The sequence below is a fragment of the Bacteroides sp. genome, from assembly GCF_028690125.1.
GTDB lineage: Bacteria > Bacteroidota > Bacteroidia > Bacteroidales > Bacteroidaceae > Bacteroides.
Genome location: NZ_JAQVBV010000005.1, coordinates 161886 through 184254, shown reverse-complemented (window position 1 = coordinate 184254; position 22369 = coordinate 161886). Strand labels below are relative to the sequence as shown.

16 protein-coding genes and 2 pseudogenes are annotated in these 22369 nt (G+C 36.9%); 14 read left to right on the top strand and 4 right to left on the bottom strand.

The genetic code is table 11. The features are described from left to right. Window positions 1-25: 25 nt before the first annotated feature. The 10 genes from PHO71_RS05250 to PHO71_RS05205 all read left to right on the top strand — a co-directional run bounded on the left by PHO71_RS05250 (window position 26) and on the right by PHO71_RS05205 (window position 11725). A complete protein-coding gene (locus tag PHO71_RS05250) occupies window positions 26-814 on the top strand; it encodes a glycosyltransferase family 2 protein (RefSeq protein ID WP_300199943.1) in 789 nt (262 codons plus the stop codon). Then, the gene (locus PHO71_RS05245) at window positions 811-1935 is read left to right on the top strand and encodes a glycosyltransferase (protein ID WP_300199940.1); all 1125 of its coding nucleotides are present in this window, start codon (window positions 811-813) and stop codon (window positions 1933-1935) included. Before PHO71_RS05250 ends, PHO71_RS05245 begins: the two co-directional genes overlap by 4 nt. After that, complete coding sequence (locus PHO71_RS05240; RefSeq protein ID WP_300199937.1) at window positions 1919-3277, top strand: hypothetical protein; 1359 nt, start codon at window positions 1919-1921, stop codon at window positions 3275-3277. The genes PHO71_RS05245 and PHO71_RS05240 overlap by 17 nt, the downstream gene beginning before the upstream one ends. Then, window positions 3274-4371, top strand: a complete 1098-nt coding sequence (locus tag PHO71_RS05235) for a glycosyltransferase family 1 protein (RefSeq protein ID WP_300199934.1) — start codon at window positions 3274-3276, stop codon at window positions 4369-4371. Before PHO71_RS05240 ends, PHO71_RS05235 begins: the two co-directional genes overlap by 4 nt. A 32-nt stretch (window positions 4372-4403) precedes the next feature. Next, window positions 4404-5195, top strand: a complete 792-nt coding sequence (locus tag PHO71_RS05230; protein WP_300199931.1) for a glycosyltransferase family 2 protein — start codon at window positions 4404-4406, stop codon at window positions 5193-5195. A gap of 13 nt (window positions 5196-5208) precedes the next feature. After that, on the top strand, window positions 5209-6297 hold the full coding sequence (gmd, locus tag PHO71_RS05225; protein ID WP_300199929.1) for a GDP-mannose 4,6-dehydratase: 1089 nt from the start codon (window positions 5209-5211) through the stop codon (window positions 6295-6297). Between the two features lie 7 nt (window positions 6298-6304). Continuing rightward, a complete protein-coding gene (locus PHO71_RS05220; RefSeq protein WP_300199927.1) occupies window positions 6305-7402 on the top strand; it encodes a GDP-L-fucose synthase in 1098 nt (365 codons plus the stop codon). A 171-nt stretch (window positions 7403-7573) separates the two neighbouring features. Continuing rightward, a complete protein-coding gene (locus PHO71_RS05215) occupies window positions 7574-8692 on the top strand; it encodes an MraY family glycosyltransferase (protein WP_300199924.1) in 1119 nt (372 codons plus the stop codon). Between the two features lie 1677 nt (window positions 8693-10369). Next, on the top strand, window positions 10370-10588 hold the full coding sequence (locus PHO71_RS05210; RefSeq protein ID WP_300199922.1) for a hypothetical protein: 219 nt from the start codon (window positions 10370-10372) through the stop codon (window positions 10586-10588). Window positions 10589-10669: 81 nt separating this feature from the next. Continuing rightward, the gene (locus PHO71_RS05205; protein ID WP_300199919.1) at window positions 10670-11725 is read left to right on the top strand and encodes a mannose-1-phosphate guanylyltransferase; all 1056 of its coding nucleotides are present in this window, start codon (window positions 10670-10672) and stop codon (window positions 11723-11725) included. Here PHO71_RS05205 and PHO71_RS05200 read toward each other — a convergent pair. The 3 genes and pseudogenes from PHO71_RS05200 to PHO71_RS05190 all read right to left on the bottom strand — a co-directional run. Beyond that, window positions 11712-13259: a beta-N-acetylhexosaminidase gene (locus PHO71_RS05200; RefSeq protein WP_300199917.1), complete on the bottom strand. Its 1548-nt coding sequence runs from the start codon at window positions 13257-13259 to the stop codon at window positions 11712-11714. The genes PHO71_RS05205 and PHO71_RS05200 overlap by 14 nt on opposite strands. A 6-nt stretch (window positions 13260-13265) precedes the next feature. Continuing rightward, the gene (locus tag PHO71_RS05195) at window positions 13266-14978 is read right to left on the bottom strand and encodes an alpha-L-rhamnosidase C-terminal domain-containing protein (protein ID WP_300200043.1); all 1713 of its coding nucleotides are present in this window, start codon (window positions 14976-14978) and stop codon (window positions 13266-13268) included. A 191-nt stretch (window positions 14979-15169) separates the two neighbouring features. Further along, window positions 15170-15757, bottom strand: a pseudogene (locus PHO71_RS05190) (helix-turn-helix domain-containing protein); the annotation flags it as partial. 564 nt (window positions 15758-16321) lie between these two features. Between PHO71_RS05190 and PHO71_RS05185 the strand changes: the two are divergent. After that, window positions 16322-18126 (top strand): annotated as a pseudogene (locus tag PHO71_RS05185) (reverse transcriptase domain-containing protein). Window positions 18127-18225: 99 nt separating this feature from the next. On the opposite strand, the gene PHO71_RS05180 reads toward PHO71_RS05185, so the two are convergent. After that, window positions 18226-18540, bottom strand: coding sequence for a hypothetical protein (locus tag PHO71_RS05180; protein ID WP_300199914.1), 315 nt, complete (start codon window positions 18538-18540; stop codon window positions 18226-18228). A gap of 163 nt (window positions 18541-18703) precedes the next feature. Between PHO71_RS05180 and PHO71_RS05175 the strand changes: the two genes are divergently transcribed. The 3 genes from PHO71_RS05175 to PHO71_RS05165 are packed head-to-tail and all read left to right on the top strand — an operon-like array spanning window position 18704 to window position 22367. Beyond that, window positions 18704-19963 (top strand): TolC family protein, encoded by a 1260-nt coding sequence (locus PHO71_RS05175; RefSeq protein WP_300199911.1) that lies wholly within the window; start codon window positions 18704-18706, stop codon window positions 19961-19963. A gap of 16 nt (window positions 19964-19979) precedes the next feature. Beyond that, the gene (locus PHO71_RS05170) at window positions 19980-20888 is read left to right on the top strand and encodes an HlyD family efflux transporter periplasmic adaptor subunit (protein ID WP_300199909.1); all 909 of its coding nucleotides are present in this window, start codon (window positions 19980-19982) and stop codon (window positions 20886-20888) included. 18 nt (window positions 20889-20906) lie between these two features. Beyond that, window positions 20907-22367: an ATP-binding cassette domain-containing protein gene (locus PHO71_RS05165; protein ID WP_300199906.1), complete on the top strand. Its 1461-nt coding sequence runs from the start codon at window positions 20907-20909 to the stop codon at window positions 22365-22367. Window positions 22368-22369: the final 2 nt, after the last annotated feature.

The window sequence follows — 22369 nt, the reverse complement described above, 5'->3', positions numbered from 1 at the left end:
ATATAAAAGTAATAAGTACCCTTTAGTGACAGTAATAACTGTTTGCTATAATGCAGTAAAGAGTATTGAAGAAACAATTTGTTCGGTAATTAATCAGAGTTACTCTGATGTTGAATACATTCTTATTGATGGTGGATCAACGGATGGGACGGTTGAGGTTATACGTAAATATTCTACTCGTATTACCAAGTGGATATCCGAACCTGATAAAGGCATTTATGATGCAATGAATAAGGGAATCGAGTTTTCGCATGGCGATTGGATTATGTTTATTAATAGTGGAGATACTTTAGCGAATGAAGAGGTTTTAGAAAAGATATTTAGTCAGTTTTACTCAGAGTCGATAGGTGTACTGTATGGTGATGTAATTTTAGCTTATGTATATGGTAGAGTTGTAGCCAAACCATTCCCTTTGGAAGAATTCGAGCATTTTTTCCCATTTTCACATCCCGCATCATTTGTGCAAGGAAATTTATTAAGAAGTCATAAGTTTGATTTGAAATATAAAATAGTAAGTGATTACAATCTATTCTATCAGTTATACAAGAAAGGTATACAATTTAAATATATACCGGTGAGTGTATCTGTGTTTGAAGCTGAAACTGGTATTTCATCTCGACAATTTCTAACTACATTTCGTGAAGTGTCACAAATAAACGGTGAGTATATAAAGAATGGATGGAAAATTAAATATTTAATTTTTACACTAAAACGGACTATAATTGAATTGTGTAAATCTTTAGTTCCAATTCGTATACGTCAGCGTATTCTTTTTAGCAGATTACTTAAAGGTAATCATATCACTCAGCTATGAGCCAATTGCTTTTTTATAATGATGCTCGACAAATAGGGGGGCATGAAAAATTGATGATTGAAGCTATTATCAGTCTGTCTACCAAACATTCTGTTGCAGTGATTGTGTCAGATTACAATACAGAATTGTGCCGGATTTTACAAAAAATATCAGGTGTTGAGGTTAATATGATTCATTATGCTTCAAATTCACGGCAAATAATTCGGAATTTCTTTTCACTTAAAACATTTTTTTTACTTTATAATCAAATAAGAAGAATGTCTCCGGAATTAATTGTTAGTGTACAGGGAACTATTGATACCAGTTTTCTAGCGATATTAGTTGGCCGATTTTTAAAAATTAAAACCATCTCTTATTTACCTTTTGCTTTCAAGTTGGCAAGAGTTTCAAAACATCCGCAAATAGGTTGGCTGAAAGATAGAATACAATATTTATATTATTCTGCTCCAAATGGGTATATAACTTTAAATGAGGCGGTGAAACGACAGATACAGGAGAGGTTTTCGAAAAAGAAAGTACTTATTGTGCACAATGGACTAAAATATGATCGTTACACATCTTATTCTCCAAAAGAAATGCGGCAAAAATACGAACTTCCGGAAAAACTGTTTTTATTTGGAATCGTAGGAAGATTTGAATATTGGCATAAAGGACTTGATTTTTTTCTTAATTTTCTAGATCGCTATCATTCTGAATTGCCAGCTAATATTGGTTTTGTATTTGTCGGTGATGGTAGTGATAAGGAATTACTTTTACAACAAGTAGAAAGATATAAGAATGTTTATGTTATACCTTGGAGCCAGAATATTTCAGAAATTTATGCATTGATTAATGCGTTAATTCTACCTTCTCGTTTTGAGGGAGTGCCATTAACTATATTGGAAGCATTATATTTAGGATGTCCGGTGATTGCATCGGACATAGATGGAGTGAGAGATTTACTATCTTCAGAGCATCTGTTTACTTTTGGGTGCTATGATCAGCTTTTAAATAGATTATTGGGAATATGGAATAAACGGATTGGGGCAAGTTATTTAGATAGAAATCTCTATTCAATGACCTGCTTCTGTAGAGAATTTAGTAAAGCAATTGATTTTTACTGTAATGATTTTAAGAATTAATTTCTTTATTGTCGCATTTTTATTTGCTCTTTGTAGTTCGCTGAGAATTCCTTTTATACCTGAGCTTCAGTTGTTTCTTCTTGTCAGCTATACTTTTAAAAGAAAGAAAATTGATTATCAGGTAGTAATGTTACTTGCTACAATATTGTGTACACATCATTATGCAATTCCAGATTCTATATTCAGAGAAGATGGAGCATTATATCCCAGTATATATACACGAGCGTATGGCAGCTTAAAGATACTGGATTTATTGGTCGTTTTTTTATTTACCATATCATTGCCTAAATTTTTTAAGAGTAATATTTTACGGTTATTGTATATAAAAGGGATGCCGTCTTTTTTTCTATTAACTTCATTAATTGGGATATTTTTTCTGAATAGAGAAACTTTTGCTAAAGATCAGTTCATGTTCATTGCGAGAAGTTATCTACTCTTTTTTGTACTTTTTATTCAGACAATTGATTTTAGTAAAAAACAATACCTGGAACTTTCGAAGTTAGTGATTCTCTCATGGACATTGAAAATGTTTTTAGCTATTCTAATTCCTCATGCGCATCCACTATATCGTACCATTTTGGGTTTAGATGGAATTATCTTTTTTGCCGGGGATGAATACATGACTCTTCCCTTCTTTTTTGCTATAATAATGTGTATAAAAGGGAGAAATTTAGATGTGAAAAAAATGATGAAGGTACTTTTATTTATCTTTATATTGACACTTATAGCACAACGAAAGGGAGGTATTCCCATTTTTATATCATTTTTCTTATTGATTTGGTTCCATTATCGGGAATATCGTTTGGGGAGTTTTTTTCTGAAATTATACTATGTCGCTTATACATTTATTATGTTTTTATTTCTTTATTATATTGACTATTTATTTTCTGATCCATTGCTTTTAATTGCTTTTAGCGAATACAGCACACTGGCAAATGTGGCAGTAGATAGTATATCTTATATCTATAATCATAATTTTCTTGAGTTTATTTTCGGTATATCTCCTTTTGGAAAATATGAGATTATTAATCTTCCATCTGTATTAGATCATTTTATGTCATTTGGAAAAGAAGTTGGTGAAAAGTTTCGGTATCAATTTTGGTCGTTTCCATTAGGTCGCTGTTTACTAAATGTGGGATGTCTTGGTTTTTTGGCATCAATTTATTATCATTTCAAGTCTATGAAGTGGAGTCTTCCTAAGTTTTTTATGATTATATCGGCTATACCGGTATGCTACTATTCAAATTTAACGCCAGTCTCAGCTTTTGCAATGGGAATTCTATTTTCTTTTTTATACAATGAGCCGCGTATGAATTCTAATGAAACATATACTCTGTCATGATTTATTTTGATAACATTATTTTTTCTTTGCAACGTACAGGTGGTATATCTGTTGTTTGGTATGAGCTATTAAAGCGGTATATTGCTAGTCATGGGGTTGAACAATATCGGATTATAGAAAGTCGGTGGTCAAATAAAAATATGCTGCGTAAGTTATTGGAAATACCAAATGAGGTCTCGTTTTCGGCAAGCATCTTGCCACCTTTTATAGACCGATATTTTGATTTGCAGGTTTCCGGATCAGAGGATTTTCTTTTTCACTCTTCGTATTACCGTGTTTGTGGTAATCGATGTGCGCGCAATATTACCACTGTCCATGATTTTACTTATGAATATTATTGTAAAGGTTGGCGTAAGACTTTACATTGTCAGCAGAAATACCAGGCTATACGACAATCAGAGTTAGCCATTTGTATATCGGAGAATACCCGGCAGGATTTATTGCGTTTTGTACCTGATTATCCACCGGAACGTATACGGGTAGTTTATAATGGTATATCAGATAGTTATAAAGTATTACTTCCCGGTTTGGGGTATTTATCGTGTCCTTATTCAAAAGGATCTTTTGTACTATATGTTGGAGCGCGTGATTCTTATAAAAAATTTGATTTAGTAGTTCAGGGGCTAGCTGATTTGGATCTATGTCTTGTTATCGTAGGTTCACCTTTAACCGATAATGAACAACATATGTTATTGCAATATCTCGGTAAAGAAAGATATTACTATACAGGTAATATAACAAATGATGAATTGAATGTATTATATAACAATGCGTATGCTTTGTTATATCCTTCAGCTTATGAGGGTTTTGGGTTACCTGTTCTGGAAGCTCAAAGCGCTGGTTGTCCGGTAGTTGCTTATCGATCTTCATCAATACCGGAAATTATTGGTACAGACCGGCTATTGATGAATCATTTAACGGTTAAAGAGCTTACTCAAAAGCTTAAATTATTGGAGAATAGTTCTTTTCGTGAGTCTGTTATTAATGAAGGATTGCATAATTCCAGTCATTTTTCATGGGATAATATGTATACAAATATAAGGGAAATCTATGATGAAGTTTCTTCCCTCTCATCAAAAAAAAAATCTTTCTGAAGTAGATTATTAAATGTGGAAAGAATATTTTTATGAAAATATCAATTATTACGGTAACCTACAATAGCGAGAAAACTCTAAGAGATACCATTCTCAGTGTATTTAATCAGACTTATGATGATATTGAATATATAATTATAGACGGCGCTAGTACTGATAGTACGTTGTCTATTATAGCTGAATATGGTAATCGTATCTCTCGCGTCGTTTCGGAACCCGATGGTGGAATTTATGATGCTATGAATAAGGGAATTTCTCTTGCTACTGGTGATGTTGTGGGCTTTTTGAATTCAGATGACTTTTTTATCAATGAATCAGTTGTAGATCAGATAGCCCGACATTTTCTGTCATCTGCTATAGATGGGGTATATGGGGATGTGATATTTGTGAATGCTGAAAAGAAAGACAAATTAGTCCGATATTATTCGTCGCGAATATTTAGACCTTCATTATTTAGATTCGGACTGATGCCGGCTCATCCAACGTTCTATGTTCGTCGTCATTATTATGAACAGTTAGGGGGCTATTCTTTAAATTACGAAATAGCATCAGATTTTGATTTGCTGGTTCGTTTCTTATATAGATACAAATTACGAACTGGATATATTTCGTCACCATTAGTTGTGATGCGTACAGGAGGTGTTAGCACGGAGAGTTGGTCAGCTCGAATATTAATAAATAAAGAAGATGTACTTGCTTGTCGAAGATATGGTATCTATACTAATACTCTAATGATAATGTTAAAATACGGATGGAAAATTGGAGAGTTGCTTCATGGCAAATTCTTACATATTGTGAAAAATAAAATTGGGATTTTTAGTTAATTAAATAATTAGGATGAAAAAAGTAGCATTAATATCTGGAATAACGGGTCAGGACGGTTCGTTTCTCGCTGAGTTTTTAATAGAAAAAGGATATGAAGTACATGGGATACTTCGTCGTTCTTCGTCATTTAATACTGCACGTATTGAGCATTTGTATCTGGATGAGTGGGTACGTGACATGAAAAAAAATCGTTTGGTGAATCTTCATTATGGAGATATGACAGATTCCAGTTCACTCATTCGTGTTATTCAGCAAATTCAGCCGGATGAAATATATAATCTGGCTGCACAAAGTCATGTAAAAGTAAGCTTTGATGTTCCTGAATATACCGCTGAAGCCGATGCGATTGGTACACTGCGTGTACTTGAAGCTGTCCGCATTTTAGGCTTGGAGAAGAAAACCCGTATTTATCAAGCTTCTACTTCTGAATTGTTCGGTTTGGTACAGGAAGTTCCTCAAAAAGAAACAACCCCTTTCTATCCTCGTTCTCCATACGGGGTAGCTAAACAATACGGGTTCTGGATCACTAAGAATTACCGTGAAAGTTATGGAATGTATACTGTCAATGGTATTTTGTTTAATCATGAGAGTGAACGTCGGGGTGAAAACTTTGTTACCCGTAAAATTACATTGGCGGCAGCACGTATAGCTCAAGGATTGCAAGATAAACTTTATCTTGGTAATTTGAATTCACTTCGTGACTGGGGATATGCTAAGGATTATGTAGAGTGTATGTGGTTAATTCTCCAACATGAAACACCCGAAGATTTTGTGATTGCTACCGGTGAATATCATACAGTTCGGGAATTTACTACTCTTGCTTTCAAAGAAATAGGAATTGAACTTCATTGGGAGGGAGAAGGCGTTGACGAGAAAGGCATAGATGTAGCTACTGGAAATGTATTAGTAGAAGTCGATCCCAAATATTTCCGACCATCTGAAGTGGAACAACTCCTGGGAGATCCTACTAAGGCAAGAACTTTGCTAGGTTGGAACCCTACCAAGACTTCTTTTGCAGAATTAGTTAAGATTATGGTAGTACACGATATGAAGTTTGTGAAGAAACTTCATATGAAAGAGTTAATGAGTAAAGAAGGCTAAATAAAGAATGGATAAAAACTCAAAGATTTATATAGCAGGACATCGTGGTTTAGTGGGTTCTGCAATTTGGAATAATCTGTTGGAGCGTGGCTATACGAATTTGGTGGGTCGTTCGCATAAAGAACTGGATCTATTAGATAGTTTAGCTGTAAAGCAGTTTTTTGATGAAGAATGCCCTGATGCTGTAGTTCTTGCTGCTGCTCATGTTGGTGGTATTATGGCTAACTTACAATACCGTGCTGACTTTATCTATCAGAATTTACAGATTCAGCAGAATGTGATAGGAGAGAGTTTCCGGCATGGTGTGAAAAAACTTCTTTTTCTTGGCAGTACTTGTATTTATCCTCGTGAGGCTCTTCAACCGATGAAAGAAGACTCTTTATTGACATCTCCTTTGGAGTATACGAATGAGCCGTATGCCATAGCTAAAATAGCCGGTTTGAAAATGTGTGAGAGCTTCAATCTCCAATATAAAACCAATTACATTGCTGTGATGCCGACGAATTTGTATGGTCCGAATGATAATTTTCATTTGGAAAATAGTCATGTATTGCCTGCGATGATTCGTAAAATACACTTGGCAAAATGTTTGAACGAAAATAATTGGGAAGCCGTCTGTAAAGATATCAATCTTCGCCCTGTTGAAGGAGTAAATGGTAATAGCCCGAAAGGTGACATTCTAGCTAAATTGATGAAATTTGGTATTACTCCTGAATCTGTAATACTTTGGGGAACCGGTACTCCAATGCGTGAATTTTTGTGGAGTGAGGAGATGGCTGACGCCAGTGTACATATTTTATTGAAAGTCGATTTTAAGGATACGTATTCTGAAGGTGGTAAAGAAGTTCGTAACTGTCATATTAATGTGGGGACCGGTAAGGAAGTTAGTATTCGTGAGGTGGCTGAGTTAATAATGAAAGAGATTCAATTTAAAGGAGAGATTGGTTGGGATAGATCGAAACCGGATGGAACTTTACGTAAACTCACTGATCCTTCTAAACTTCATTCTTTGGGTTGGCATCATAAAATTGAGATAGATAGGGGGATTCATTGTTTGTATGAGTGGTATTTGAAAGGAATTTGTATTAATCATCAAACGGTCTAGCTTTGACTTATAATGAAAGCCAGTTATCATTAACTTGCTATCTAATATTACCGGAATTAAATAATAATTGATTTTAATACATAACAGTCATTGACGTAAATATCCTTAGTAAGAGGTGTTATCAAATGTTTTTTGCTAAGGAGATGTTAGAATCGTACACAGAATATTATTATGAATATTGTTTTTATTATAATAGCTTTCACTATTTCTGCTTATATCGCTAGGATTATCATTCCACGTATCCTATTAATATCATTTCGTAAAAAACTGTTTGATATTCCTGATGACAGGAAAATACATAAACGTGCGATTCCCCGTTTAGGTGGAGTCTCTTTCTTTCCGACAATATTGCTATCATGTTGTTCGGTTCTTACGATTCGAACTTTGACTGGTTATGGAATATCTTTTTTACCGGCATCTTTTATTTTGCCAGAATTTCTAGTATTAATTTGTGGAATGGTTCTTTTGTACCTAACTGGTATTGCTGATGATTTGGTGGGGGTTCGTTATCGTCAAAAATTTGTCATTCAGCTTATTTGTGCCGGTTTATTACCTGTTTCCGGGCTTTGGATTAATGATTTTTACGGTTTATTTGGTATTGGTTTATTATCTCCGTGGTTTGGTATGCCTTTTACTATACTGATTGTTGTTTTTATAACAAATGCGATTAACTTAATTGATGGAATAGATGGTCTTGCCTCAGGATTAAGTAGTGTTTCTCTTTTGGTCTTTGGCTTTTTATTTATTGAAAAAGGAATGTGGATTTACAGTATGCTCGCTTTTAGTACCTTTGGGGTGCTTGTTCCTTTCTTTTATTATAATGTTTTTGGTAGTGCTGAACATGCCCGAAAGATATTTATGGGAGATACCGGAAGTCTGACTCTGGGATATATATTGAGTTTCCTTGCTATCAAATATAGTCAGAATACAGAATTTATTCCTGTAACACAAGGGGCATTTGTGATAGCTTTCAGTACACTTATTGTTCCGGCCTTTGATGTGGTTCGCGTTGTCATTGTTCGTATTTGTAATGGTAAAAGTCCTTTTGAACCTGACAAGAATCACATTCATCATCAGTTTCTTGCGATGGGGTTTACTACACGTAAGGCTATGCTTCTGATTCTTTTAATATCATGTGTGTTTAGTGGCGTAAACATATTATTTATGCCTTATGTTAATAACACACTGATGTTGGTAGGAGATATCATGATTTGGATTGGGCTTAACTATTGGTGGAGTAGGGTGAGGCAGAAGAAAATATGTAATAAAATGTCGCCTAATAAATTGTAAATTAATGATTTGTTTTGTGTGCTTTATAGCATATAATTTAAATATAAAGACACAATGAACCAATCTGATTTTGTAGTGAAATGCTGCAATAAACAAGAACTTTCGCAAATGTATTTTCCTGATAAAAGTGTTTGTGCTTCTTAAAACGAATAACGAGAGTCATGTTTAAATAAATACGGGAGGCAGTACTTTCGCTGTGTCTCTTATTTTTTTAGGACTATATTCAGGATTATAATATCGATTAATGCGAAGCACCGATTATCAGATAAAAAGACGATGGAAGTAGTACGAGCTATAATGATGCATATGGGCACACTGGAGAGGAGTAAAAACATTGGGGAGTTTGTATTGAATCTTCTCAATGTTTGGATTCAATCATTGGGACGTTTTTTTTAAACTTCCCAATGATTTTAGTGGGTTTTCAAACTGACAAACTGACAAAAATGCTATATAGTACTTTTATTCTGGAACCTTGGTGTAGAAGCATGAATTATATTGTTGATTTTCAATATGTTGATAGAATTTAGCGACCTATATACCTTGCAATTACTAAGATCTTTTTTTCGCCGATCTTGATAGCTTCTTACATACTGAAAGTTTTCCAGAATTCTTCTGTTAAATGATGCTGTGTGTTATTATATTTTGATAGATTAATGGTGGAGCAGTGATAAAAGATAATAGTAATCGGCTATGCCCATAGTAACAGAGAACTATTTTTATGGAATGTTCAATATTTGTATCTTTACAATAAATTTCTTATAATAAGTTGTTCTCTTCAAAATAACTGCCTGATATGTGTTTAGATCATACTCATGCACATGACAAGGGAAGTGTCGCTTTTTACCACTGTCTGCGAATCATTTTCACCTTACTGGCTGACTGAAAATAATAACTGAGTAAAGGTGCGGTTCAAGCCATCCGAAAAGCTTTTTTCGAGTGATCATAGAGGTAATTCAGTGTTGGATATCTTACAACAGATAATGTCCGGTTTACAAAGATATATATTTTCAGTGTTCTCTGCTTCTTCTAATATACATTCGTTTAATATATTGAGAATATTTTAGTACATATAACTTTCAAAATAAGGGGGTTATTTTCGAAATTATTCCCCTTGGCAATAGTATTTATTTACTTCATCGTCTTTATAAAAAGTACTATATAGCATTTTTGTCAGTTTGTCAGTTTGTAAAGAGGAAGTAGAAGTTGTTTTTGGTTCAGATGATTTGGATGTAACTTTTTGATAACCAAATAATAATGTTTTTTTTGATTCTTTTATAAGGAATTTTTTTTGCTCGATAAAGGGTTTGGCTTCGCGTAATATGCTTTCATGCGTTTACCCTTTTCGGCAAGTTTCACAAGCAAGTTTGAAGAGGTTGGTATATCGTTGTCCATTCATTAGCAGATTTAAGAAAATATAGGACGATTAGATTTGCTTGTTTTTTTTCTTCAGATACTTTTGCTATAGTATTCTTAGGAACAATATTATTAGATAGGTTTCCGAAATTCTTAGTATTTGGTCCGAAACAGGAAGAAATATCACAGAGCCCGAATGTGCATGATATAGACTCCCGATGTAACCATTAGGTGATTACATTATTGTATATATGGACTAATATTATTAATAAATAAAAAGAAAATGGAACCAATGAATTATGAATTTTTGAGTGCTACGAAACGATGTCGAGATTTAATAATGTATCATTATCTGTTACTTATCAATATGCGATGGAGATGATTGACTTGAAAATTGATTTGAATAGACAACTTAAACAACCGAGGAAAGTATTGACGGAGAATAGGGATTTAATTATTGGAATAATCCTTCACCATGTAAATGGGAAGTGTGTTGTGTATGATTGGGGGGGAAGTTCCCAGTTGGGAGGAAATACGGCATAAAAAGAATTTTGATTTATAAGTTGTGTAATTGCATTATTTGCCGTACCTTGCATAAATATTATATTAAAGAGAAAAATAGATATGGATAACCATGTTGTTATTATGGCAGGCGGTATTGGTAGCCGCTTTTGGCCGATGAGCACACCAGAATGTCCGAAACAATTCATAGACGTGATGGGATGTGGAAGAACGTTGATTCAACTGACGGTTGATCGCTTTAGCGGTATCTGTCCACAAGAAAATATGTGGGTGGTGACTTCCGAAAAATATATTGATATTGTCCGGGAGCAATTGCCGGAAATTCCGGAAAGTAATATTCTGGCAGAACCTTGCGCGCGTAACACTGCACCTTGTATTGCATATGCCTGTTGGAAAATAAAGAAGAATCATCCGAATGCTAATATGGTGGTGACTCCTTCGGATGCACTGGTAATTAATACGACAGAGTTTCATCGGGTGGTAGAGAAAGCATTACGGTATACAGATAAAAGTAGTGCGATTGTAACATTGGGAATTAAGCCCACTCGTGCGGAAACCGGATATGGGTATATTGCTGCCGGAAATATGCTCCAGACTGATAAGGAGATTTTTACAGTTGATGCTTTTAAGGAGAAACCGGATAAAGAAATCGCCGAAGTATATCTGGCAGAAGGTAATTATTTTTGGAATGCTGGAATTTTTGTTTGGAATGTTCGTACCATAACTTCAGTGATGCGTGTGTATGCTCCGAGCATTGCACAAATATTTGATCGTATTTTCCCCGATTTCTATACCGAAAAAGAGAATGAATCTGTACGGAAATTTTTTCCAACTTGTGAAAGTATTTCCATAGACTATGCTGTGATGGAGAAAGCACAGGAAATCTATGTACTTCCGGCTTCATTTGGTTGGTCGGATTTAGGTACATGGGGAGCTTTACGAGGATTGTTGCCTCAGGATAAATTAGGAAATGCTATGGTAGGACCTGACATTCGCTTGTATGACAGTAAGAACTGTATCGTGCATACTAGTGAGGAAAAGCGAGTGGTAGTGCAAGGGCTGGATGGATATATCGTTGCTGAAAGAGATAATACTCTGCTCATCTGTCGATTAGAAGAAGAGCAGAGAATCAAAGAATTTTCGTCTAAAAATCGGTAGCTAAAGGAATAGTCCTGGCCCATACTTGTTTAAAGTTGGGCAGGGCTTTTAAAAAACGATCATAATTTTTATTTTCACTTATTGTCCAACCGGTTTCAGCATGGGCTGCTATTCGTGGAAATGTCATGTAAAAAACGCGTTCGGCAGTCGGAGTATATTCTCCCCACATTTGACATCCCAAGCCCCATATATTCTTTTGTTCTTTTTCACTGAGTCCTTCGGGGACAGGTGAAAAAGAATATGATTTTTCCATGCTTGTAGTTTCATAAGAATAATCTAAGTAGGTGAAAAAACGATTGGAATTAACCACCTTATAACCTCGCTTTATTGATTTATTGACTAGGCTCGCATCTCCATCCCAGAAGTGAACAACTGTGCCATCGGCTAGTTTCTCCGATTTATTTTCAGTAGTCTCTCCGTGTACATTATCACCTGTTATCTCGTTCCATCCCATCATAGTACATCCTTTTGATTGTAAGAACTTAGAGATGCGGTTGATGAACCAGATTTGTAGATCCTTGGCAGTAGGTAAATGATTGGATTTCATAAAATCGGCTACAGAAGATGTGTTTTCCCAATGGCTGTGTGGCACTTCATCACCTCCGATGTGAATAATCCGTGAAGGGAATAGATCGATTACTTCAGTGAGTACATCTTGTATAAACATCTCTACTTTGGGATCGGATATATCATAAATATCTCCCCATATTCCGATTCCCTTGGATTTGCTTAATGTACCTAATTCGGGATAAGCAAGAATAGAAGCAGATGCATGCCCCGGCATTTCTATTTCAGGTATAATCGTAATGCAACGTGCTTCTGCATAGGCAATAATGTCACGTATTTCGTCTTTGGTATAATAATAGTTGCCCGGGAATTTTTTCGTCCATTCATCAGTACTCATGTCACGATTGGAAAAATCTTTCTTTGAACCGATTGATGTGAGTTTTGGATATTTATCAATCTCGATACGCCATCCCGGATCATCTACTAAGTGCCAATGAAAAATGTTCATTTTCAGGCGGGCCATTTCGTCTAAAAGAGTTTTTACTGTTTTTATTCCTTGAAAATGACGACTTTCGTCCAACATATATGCTCGCCAATGAAAGGCTGGTTGGTCTGAAATACTCACATAAGGAATGATATAGTCTTCTCCGTTTTTTCGGATCAGTTGATTGAGGGTTTGTAAAGCATAGAATGCTCCCGACCGATTTCCATATCCGATAGTTATTCCTTTTTTATTTATGGTTAGTTGGTATGCTTCGTCTGCCAAATTCTTTATTTTCTTGAATTTGATAGCTCCGCCTTTTTTTTGAACTATTAGCTTAATATCGTACCCTTTTGCCTGTGAAATAATGCTAGCGGGTTCCAATGTTAAGTGAGAAGGTAGTGAAAAAGAGATAACTTCTTTGTATATCAGTTCACCCGTTTCCATGCTGATCTTGTTGGGATAGGGAATGAGTCCCAGCTCCTGTGCAGCTGTAAGCTGTATACAACAAAATAAAAGAAAAGAAATAAAAGGTGTTTTCATCATTATTGGTTATTTGATAATTTTCACCCCTTTGGGAGCTTTTATCGTTGATTTGACAGAACCGTCATTTCTTTGCTCATGGCGTATCTTGATGATGCCGTAGGGAGTAGGAAATGTACCTTCCGCCCATTTCAGATCACCCAGATGAGGTTCTATTTTTACCACTTTACATCCCGGTTCCACTACTTTAACTCCCAATACATATTCGCTCAGATAAGAAGTGGGACCGGAAGCCCAGCCATGTGAGAAACTGTGGCGATATCCTTTGTAACAGTAGTTTCCATAACTTTTATGTACGTCTACTTTACCTTCAGGAACTAATTCGTCAATGCGTGCGGCATTTTCAATCCATTCGATGTTGAAATCTTCCCAGAACGAAGTTGCTCCTAAATCGAGCATTGCTCCCCAGAATTCGCGTATACGATCTAATGCATTGGTATAATCGCCTGCTGTCGCCATGGCTTTCAGCATATAATAACCGTAGAAAGTGGAGAAATTCTTAGAACCACCTATCGATAAAACTTCGTTGTTGGCTGTTTTCGGATCAATTAATCCTGATAAGGTCATCAAAGCAGCTGCCTGTTTTGAATGATTGGGATCCGGACGATAGGTACGCAATAGAACAGCAGCATCTTCGCACTTCTTCGCCATTTCGTTGTCTTTGAGTATGGAAAATAGTTCTTTGCCGCAATCCATTGTCTGCACCATTAATGCTTGTAATCCGGCATCGACTCCTTTTTGATTTTCGCTTGATGGCCAATCTAGGAATCGCATTCCGTCCAATGTTTCTTTTCCATTCGCATCTATTTTGGTCAATAGGTGGTTAATGAGTTGTGTCAGGTAAGTTTTTTGTTCTTTCAGGTAATCTATGTTACCTTGATAAAAATACCAGTCGCGATGAATAATGATCCACCACAAAGAATATGAGCTGATACCGTTCATCCATGCGGGGACAGGGGTGGCATCGCGAATCAGGTCAAGGCTCTTAGGAACGACCTCGTTGTAACCGAATACAGTATTGACAGTCATTACTTCCGGATGTAAGTCGCCCACCCATACCAGACGGTCGCGTTTGATGGCATCCCACAAATATTCTTGCATATTGAGATGCACAGTATATGCTCCTGTCATCCAAATTTCGTTTAACCGTTCATCATTGCAACGGAATGAGCCTAAATAAGGGATATCACGATAATTAAAAATGGCGAGCACCTCTTTTAATTGCAGTTCGACATCAGTGTCAAGTAAGTCGATACGTACAAAGCGGAATCCCGAATTACCAACCTCTAATGTGCCTAGCCAAGGAAGTTTGAGCTCAAAATCGCGCATAGCGTGATCGTTGCTAGCACCATTTTTTCCATCAATGTCGCACATAGCTTCGCTAACGGATTCACCGAAACGAATTCTCACACGAATAGGGTTGTTATTAGGAGATTGCCCTGTGACAATTTGAATTCCTCCCTGCAATTGTCGTCCGAAATCGAGCAAGATAGAGGCTGTATCGGTAGTTGTACTGCGCATACGGCAGACATTCTCGCTACCTAAAATAGATTGCCTGATGCCGGGACGTATTAAATTCTGTTCATCGTTCACTTTTGCAGTTGTATGGTTGCTTTTCCAGACAATGCGAGTAGGGGAAATATAGCTTCGTGTACGTGAATCTTGCTGTACATATGTATCTTTCCATACAGGAGGTAGTTGATGCTTTTGGGCTATGCCCATTTGTGCTGAAAGTAACAAAATAATAATTAAGTATATATTTTTCATATAATAGAAATGATTTGTTTAGATTGAACAAGGGTGTTAATTGTTAAACCGTTTTTAAACAGTCGCACAAATATATAGAAAATTTTCAGATGAAAAAAGTGTAAGCGAAAACATTGATGTAAAGTATCAAATTAATGTTGAGATACTTATTGTTTCTTCTGGTATTCTTGCGGTGTCATCCCAGTCATTTTTTTGAAGAATTTACAGAAAAAGGACGGATTGGGAAAATTCAATTCATCTGAGATTTGATATACTAGAAGATCGCTATGCTTGAGTAAGATTTTGGCTTCTTGTATAATGGATTGATTGATCCAGTCCATTATTGTCTGTTGGCTGGTTTGTCGGATAATAGTGTTCAGATAGCGGGGAGTAAGGTATAATTTGTTTGCATAAAAACTGACGTTTCTTTCCTTCTTGCTATGTGTATTGACGAGGGAGATAAAACGTTGGAAAATGTCTTCTTGGTGTGTTAGGTGTTTTGAAGTGGTTTGAGTGCTGTTTGCTATACAATTTATATTATATAAGAGGCTTGCTACAAGATGCTGTATAACTTCACGACGGAAAGTTGGTTCCTGTAATATATCCCACATTAATGTGAAATAACTTTCAATACGAATTTGCTCTTTCAGAGGTAATGTTAATAGTATATTATTGGGGTATTGGGGAAAATATTTGAGAAAATCATCTTTACTGGTGAAGGGAAGAAAATTGTTATCAATAGCCATCATTTTCATGTGCGCCCATAAGGGCATATAATAAATGTATTGGTAGCGCAATACCAGACACGAGTTTACAAGTCTGTCATCAACCGACTTATCTGAAATGGAAACAAGACAGGGAGTGTAGCATGCCGGGAAATCTATAAGTCAACTAATTGTCATGTTGCGACTGAATAGAAAGATGAAATGATAAATACGAGGATAAAATCCATACTGATTAAACGATAGCCTGAGCGAACAAATGGTGGTTTATGACGAAAGACAATTAATGGCGTCATACTGTGATACTCTGTTTAGATGTGAATTAAACAGAAGCGTAAACTAATCACAGCGCAATTGCAATAAGCAATAAAGGGTGGACATCGTATCCGACAATTTATCGAGCTAAAAGTTATTATATGTCTAAATGGGGATTGCCTAAATCAGAACGCCAGTTGTAAGGCTATAAGGTGCAGACCTTTGAATATCTGACAAGGCAACGGAGCCTCCGTAGTAGTCCGAGCAAGGGAAAGCCTTGTACATGGCAAAGGGAGGCAGCTAATATTTTTAATACAATTAACGGAAAATGTGTGAGACATTATGAGACATCCAGAGAAAGTATTAAACAGTCTGGCAGAGCATAGTAAAATCTTAACGTATAGATTTGAAAGGCTATATCGGATACTGTTCAATCAAGAAATGTACTATGTTGCCTATCAGAGGATATATTCCAAAGAGGGCAACATGACTCCTGGCGTTGATGGCAAAACTATTGACGATATGAGTATTTCTCGTATAGAACAATTGATTGAATTGCTCAAAAGCGAGCAATATCAACCTATATCATCAAAGAGAATATATATTCCAAAGAAAAACGGAAGTAAAAGACCGTTAGGAATACCTTCTTTTAATGATAAACTGGTGCAAGAGGTCATTCGTATGATTTTGGAGGCAATTTATGAAGGCAGTTTTGAACATTGCTCACATGGATTCCGACCTAACAGAGGATGCCATACAGCACTATCCCAAATAAAAGACACTTTCACAGGTTCTAAATGGTTTGTAGAGGGAGATATCAAAGGATTCTTTGATAATATCAATCATGATATTTTAATTAATATTATGGGAGAAAAAATCTCTGACGACAGATTTTTAAGACTGATAAGGAAGTTTCTCAATGCGGGATATATGGAAGATTGGGTATTCCATCGCACGTATAGTGGAACTCCACAAGGTGGTATCATAAGTCCGATATTGGCAAATATCTATCTTGACAAATTCGACAAATACATGAAGGAATACATCCAATCTTTTGACAAAGGTAAAAATCGAAAAACTGATACAGCTTATACAAAGTATGCATTGAGAAAAATTAGAGCCGAGCGAAAACTTAAAACCGTAACAGACGTAGAACAGAGAAAGTTTTACCTGAATCGCATCAATGAGTCATGTAAAGCTCGTGTTAATCATCCAAGTCTGGATGAAATGGATAGTAGCTATCGTCGATTGAAATACGTGAGATATGCAGATGACTTTTTAATTGGAATCATTGGCAGTAAGGAAGACTGTGTCAAAGCAAAAGAAGAGATAAAACTTTTCTTATTGGAAAGACTAAAATTGGAATTATCTGACCAGAAAACACTGATAACCAACGCAAAGGAAAATGCTAAATTCTTAGGGTATGAAATCGGCATTTACAAAACAAATCAGACCAAACGGATTGGACGTGGTACACCACATCGGTATTATAGGTCAAAAGTCTTTCTTGAAGTGTCATTAGACACGATGAAAAAGAAGCTTTTCGAGTACGATGCCATAAGACTATCCTATAATAATGGGAAAGAAATATGGCGTTCCAAGGCAAGACCTTGTATGAAAAACAATGATGACTTAGAGATACTCAACCAGTACAACGCAGAAATACGAGGATTTTACAACTACTTTTCGTTAGCGAACAACAGTTATAAGATAGACTCTTTTTACAATATTATGGAATATAGCATGTATAAAACCTATGCGTGTAAGTATGAATCATCAACTCGCAAAATTATACGAGAATACAGTAAAAATGGCGAGTTGGGGTTAACTATTTAAACAAAAAGGGGAAAATATTAAGATGCGAATTCTATCATGACGGATTTAAGCGCAAGCCTTTAAATAGAATCAAATTCAATGAAGAGATACCAACTGCAAAAATTACAAGGACAAGCTTAATCGACAGAATAAAAGCGAATAAATGTGAGATTTGCGGAATGGAAACTCAAACGTCAATGCATCATGTTCGAAAACTCAAAGACCTAAAGGGGAAGAAGAGATGGGAGAAACATATGATAGCACGTAAGAGAAAGACCATTGCGGTATGTCATGAATACCATTGGAAGATTCATACAGGTAAGTTAGACTGATAATATTAGTGGAGAGCCGGATACGTCGAGAGGTGTAAGTCCGGTTCGGGGGCGAGTACATGGAAACCTACCGTAGAAATACGGCAAGGCGCTGGGTGCTTAGCCTACATCAAGATCTGACGATACTCTGATGGCTTGTATGATCGAATTGGGAGTAATGAGTGATATAGTGCCGGGTTGTAGGGTGTATTCTATCAAGTTGATTCGTGCTTGTATATATCCTTGTTTTATAAATACAATTCGTCCCTCTTTTATACGGTAAGGCTGATCGAAGGTGAAAAACTGGGATTCCATTTTGATGAAGCTATTAACAAAACCAAAATCAGAAGTTATAAAGCGAAATTCGTTGTGACGGACAATTTTCAGTTCTCCTAGTAATTTCAGTCCTAATTCTACTGGTTTTTTCTTTTCCATTTTCTTTCATCATTTTCCTGCAAAGATAATAAATCATGCTATATCTTCTTTTTTAATTCCAATTTATCAAACTATTGGAACATATTTACTGACTCTTGGAATGTGAAGCTATGTGTGAAACGCCTATCTTTGTCTTTCGAAGAACTCATAGAAAAATATGTGTATGAAAAGAATGATTTTTACTCTCTCTTTGTTTGCTTGCACATCGGGAATGTATGGGCAGGTGACGCTGGAAGAATGTCAGCGGAAAACACAGAACAACTATCCGTTGGTACGTCAATATGATTTGGTGGAGAAAACAAAGGAATATAATCTGGAGAATGCCGCTAGGGGTAATTTGCCGCAATTTGCTCTTTCGGCTAAGGCTACGTATCAGAGCGAGGTGACAGAACTTCCTATAAAAATTCCCGGAGTAAATATTAAGGGATTGCCTAAAGACCAGTATCAGCTGGCAGTGGAATTGCAACAGAATATTTGGGATGGCGGAGGAATCAGGATGCAGAAGAAACAAGCAATTGCCGGAGCAGAGGTGGATAAGGAAAAACTGAATGTAGATATGTACGCTCTGAACAATAGGGTGAATGATTTGTATTTCGGGATTCTTTTGCTGGATGAACAATTGAGGCAGAACTCATTGTTACAAGATGAATTGGAACGAAATTTTCGCCAGATCAGTTCTTATGTGGAGAATGGTATTGCTAATCAAGCTGACTTGGATGCTGTGAAAGTGGAACAACTGAATGCTCGTCAGAAAAGGGTAGCACTTTCTTTTTCGCGAGAGGCTTATTTAAAGATGTTGTCTTTGCTGATAGGGGAAGAGCTTTCTCAAGAATCGATCTTAGAGAAGCCTGTTCCCGAAAAGGATATTTCTGTTGTTAGTGAGATTCGTCGCCCGGAATTATCTTTGTTTGATGCGCAGGCGACAGGATTGGACGTAAAGGAAAAGGCGTTGAATGTTCGCCATCTTCCCCGTTTCGGGTTGTTTGTGCAGGGGGCATACGGAAATCCGGGATTAAATATGCTGAAAAATGAATTTTCTCCGTATTATGTAGCAGGTGTTCGACTGTCATGGAACTTTGGTAGTCTTTATACTTTGAAGAATGACCGCCGTTTGATTGAAAATCAACGGCAACAGTTGGGAAATAATCGTGATGTATTTCTCTTTAATACACGTTTGCAGATGACTCAGCAGGACCAAGCAATCCGTTCGATGGAGAAACAGATGAAGGATGATGATGAAATTATCCGGTTACGTACTAATATTCGTAAGTCTGCAGAGGCGAAGGTAGCAAACGGTACATTGACAGTTACTGAAATGCTGCGTGAACTGACCAATGAGAGTCTGGCACGTCAGGCAAAAGCAATGCATGAAATTCAGCGTTTGCAGGGAATTTATCAATTGAAATATACTACAAATCAATAATAATAAACTTTCGGATATGAAACGAATGATAAAAATAGGCACATGGGGAATGGCATTATTGCTGGTATCTGCTTGTGGAAACCGGCTGACGAATTATGATGCAACCGGTACGTTTGAAGCTACAGAAGTAATTGTTTCTTCTGAAGCTGCAGGCAAACTGTTTCAATTGAATGTGGAAGAAGGAACAAAACTGAAAGCGGGAGAGGAAGTCGGTTTAGTGGATACAGTACAATTGTATTTGAAGAAGTTGCAGTTGGAAGCTAGCATGAAGTCGGTGGAAAGTCAGCGCCCGGATTTATCTAAGCAGATTGCTGCTACTAAGCAACAAATTGTTACTGCACAGCGGGAGAAGAAGCGTGTAGAGAATTTATTGGCAGCCGGAGCAGCTAATCAGAAACAATTGGATGATTGGGATGCTCAGGTGGCTTTGCTGGAACGGCAACTTATAGCTCAGGAGTCATCATTGCGGAATAGTACGAATAGTCTGACGGAACAAGGTAATTCTGTTGCCATACAAATAGCGCAAGTGGAAGATCAATTGAATAAGTGTCACATTGTGTCTCCGATTGATGGGACGGTATTGGCTAAGTATGCGGAGGCCGGTGAACTCGCGACAATGGGAAAACCTTTGTTTAAAGTCGGTGAAGTGGATCGTATGTATTTGCGTGCTTACATTACTTCCGAACAATTATCATCTGTAAAGTTGGGCGATAAGGTGACTGTATATGTAGATTATGGGAATTCGGAACAGAAGACTTATCCCGGTGTAGTTGCTTGGATTTCAGATCGTTCGGAATTTACACCGAAAACGATTCTGACCCGGAATGAACGTGCCAATCTGGTATATGCCGTAAAGATAGCTGTCAAGAATGATGGGCTGCTGAAAATTGGTATGTATGGAGGAGTTGCGTTGAATAAAGAATGAACTATAATAAATGGTGGCATGGATGATGTAGTAGTGGTAGAGGGTGTTAGTAAGAATTACGGAAAGGTAGAGGCGTTGAAAGATGTCTCTTTCTCAGTGAAGCGTGGGGAAATCTTCGGATTGATTGGTCCTGACGGTGCCGGGAAGAGTACTCTTTTCCGTATTTTGACTACGCTTTTGCTGGCTGATAAAGGAAATGCGACAGTGGCAGGTCAGGATGTTGTGACGGATTATAAGAAGATTCGTACGAGAGTGGGATATATGCCGGGTCGTTTTTCGCTCTATCAGGATCTTTCGGTAGAGGAGAATCTGCAATTTTTTGCAACGGTATTCCACACGACGATTCAGGAAAATTATGATTTGATTAAAGATATCTATCAGCAGATTGAACCGTTTAAAAAGCGTAGGGCAGGAGCGTTGTCCGGAGGAATGAAACAAAAGTTGGCATTGAGTTGCGCGCTTATTCATAAACCGGATATTTTGTTTCTGGATGAGCCTACTACGGGCGTTGATCCTGTATCTCGTAAAGAGTTTTGGCAAATGCTTCAAAATCTGCGTGATTTAGGGATTACGATCATTGCTTCAACACCTATTATGGATGAAGCTCGTCAATGTGACCGGATTGCTTTTATCAATCATGGACAGATTCAGGGCATTAATACTCCAGACAAGATTCTCCGACAGTTTGCTTCCATTCTTTGTCCGCCTTCTTTGGAACGGGAAGAAGTTCGCGAAAAAGGGACTTCGGTGATTGAAGTTGATCAACTGACAAAGTGCTTTGGGAGTTTTACTGCCGTCGATCATATTTCTTTTCAAGTAGACCGAGGAGAAATTTTTGGTTTTCTGGGAGCGAATGGTGCGGGTAAGACAACGGCTATGCGTATGCTTTGCGGATTAAGTAAACCTACTTCTGGTGTTGGAAAGGTGGGAGGATTTGATATTTTTCGGGAAGCGGAATTGGTAAAAAAGCATATTGGATATATGAGCCAGAAGTTTTCTTTATATGAGGATTTGAAGGTATGGGAGAATATTCGTCTTTTTGCCGGTATTTATGGGATGAAAGATAAAGAGATAAAGCAGAAGACTGATGAATTACTTGAAAGACTCGGCTTTTCTGCCGAGCGAAATTCTTTGGTGAAAAGTTTGCCATTGGGATGGAAGCAAAAACTGGCTTTCTCTGTGTCAATTTTCCATGAGCCGAAAATAGTTTTTCTGGACGAGCCGACGGGAGGGGTAGATCCTGCTACCCGAAGACAGTTTTGGGAATTGATTTATCAGGCAGCGGATCGGGGAATTACAGTATTTGTTACAACACATTATATGGATGAAGCGGAATATTGTAACCGGATTTCCATTATGGTGGACGGGCAAATTAAAGCTCTTGATACTCCTGCTAATTTGAAGAAGCAGTTTAATGCGGAGACAATGGATGATGTTTTTCAACAATTGGCCCGTCAGGCGGTACGTAATGCAGATTGAGT

Coding starts and splice junctions, on each gene's coding strand:
- PHO71_RS05245 (WP_300199940.1), top strand. CDS start 811: ATGAGCCAATTGCTTTTTTATAATGATGCTCGACAAATAGGGGGGCAT.
- PHO71_RS05240 (WP_300199937.1), top strand. CDS start 1,919: ATGATTTTAAGAATTAATTTCTTTATTGTCGCATTTTTATTTGCTCTT.
- PHO71_RS05235 (WP_300199934.1), top strand. CDS start 3,274: ATGATTTATTTTGATAACATTATTTTTTCTTTGCAACGTACAGGTGGT.
- PHO71_RS05230 (WP_300199931.1), top strand. CDS start 4,404: ATGAAAATATCAATTATTACGGTAACCTACAATAGCGAGAAAACTCTA.
- gmd (WP_300199929.1), top strand. CDS start 5,209: ATGAAAAAAGTAGCATTAATATCTGGAATAACGGGTCAGGACGGTTCG.
- PHO71_RS05220 (WP_300199927.1), top strand. CDS start 6,305: ATGGATAAAAACTCAAAGATTTATATAGCAGGACATCGTGGTTTAGTG.
- PHO71_RS05215 (WP_300199924.1), top strand. CDS start 7,574: ATGAATATTGTTTTTATTATAATAGCTTTCACTATTTCTGCTTATATC.
- PHO71_RS05210 (WP_300199922.1), top strand. CDS start 10,370: ATGTCGAGATTTAATAATGTATCATTATCTGTTACTTATCAATATGCG.
- PHO71_RS05205 (WP_300199919.1), top strand. CDS start 10,670: ATGGATAACCATGTTGTTATTATGGCAGGCGGTATTGGTAGCCGCTTT.
- PHO71_RS05200 (WP_300199917.1), bottom strand. CDS start 13,259: ATGATGAAAACACCTTTTATTTCTTTTCTTTTATTTTGTTGTATACAG.
- PHO71_RS05195 (WP_300200043.1), bottom strand. CDS start 14,978: ATGGGCATAGCCCAAAAGCATCAACTACCTCCTGTATGGAAAGATACA.
- PHO71_RS05180 (WP_300199914.1), bottom strand. CDS start 18,540: ATGGAAAAGAAAAAACCAGTAGAATTAGGACTGAAATTACTAGGAGAA.
- PHO71_RS05175 (WP_300199911.1), top strand. CDS start 18,704: ATGAAAAGAATGATTTTTACTCTCTCTTTGTTTGCTTGCACATCGGGA.
- PHO71_RS05170 (WP_300199909.1), top strand. CDS start 19,980: ATGAAACGAATGATAAAAATAGGCACATGGGGAATGGCATTATTGCTG.
- PHO71_RS05165 (WP_300199906.1), top strand. CDS start 20,907: ATGGATGATGTAGTAGTGGTAGAGGGTGTTAGTAAGAATTACGGAAAG.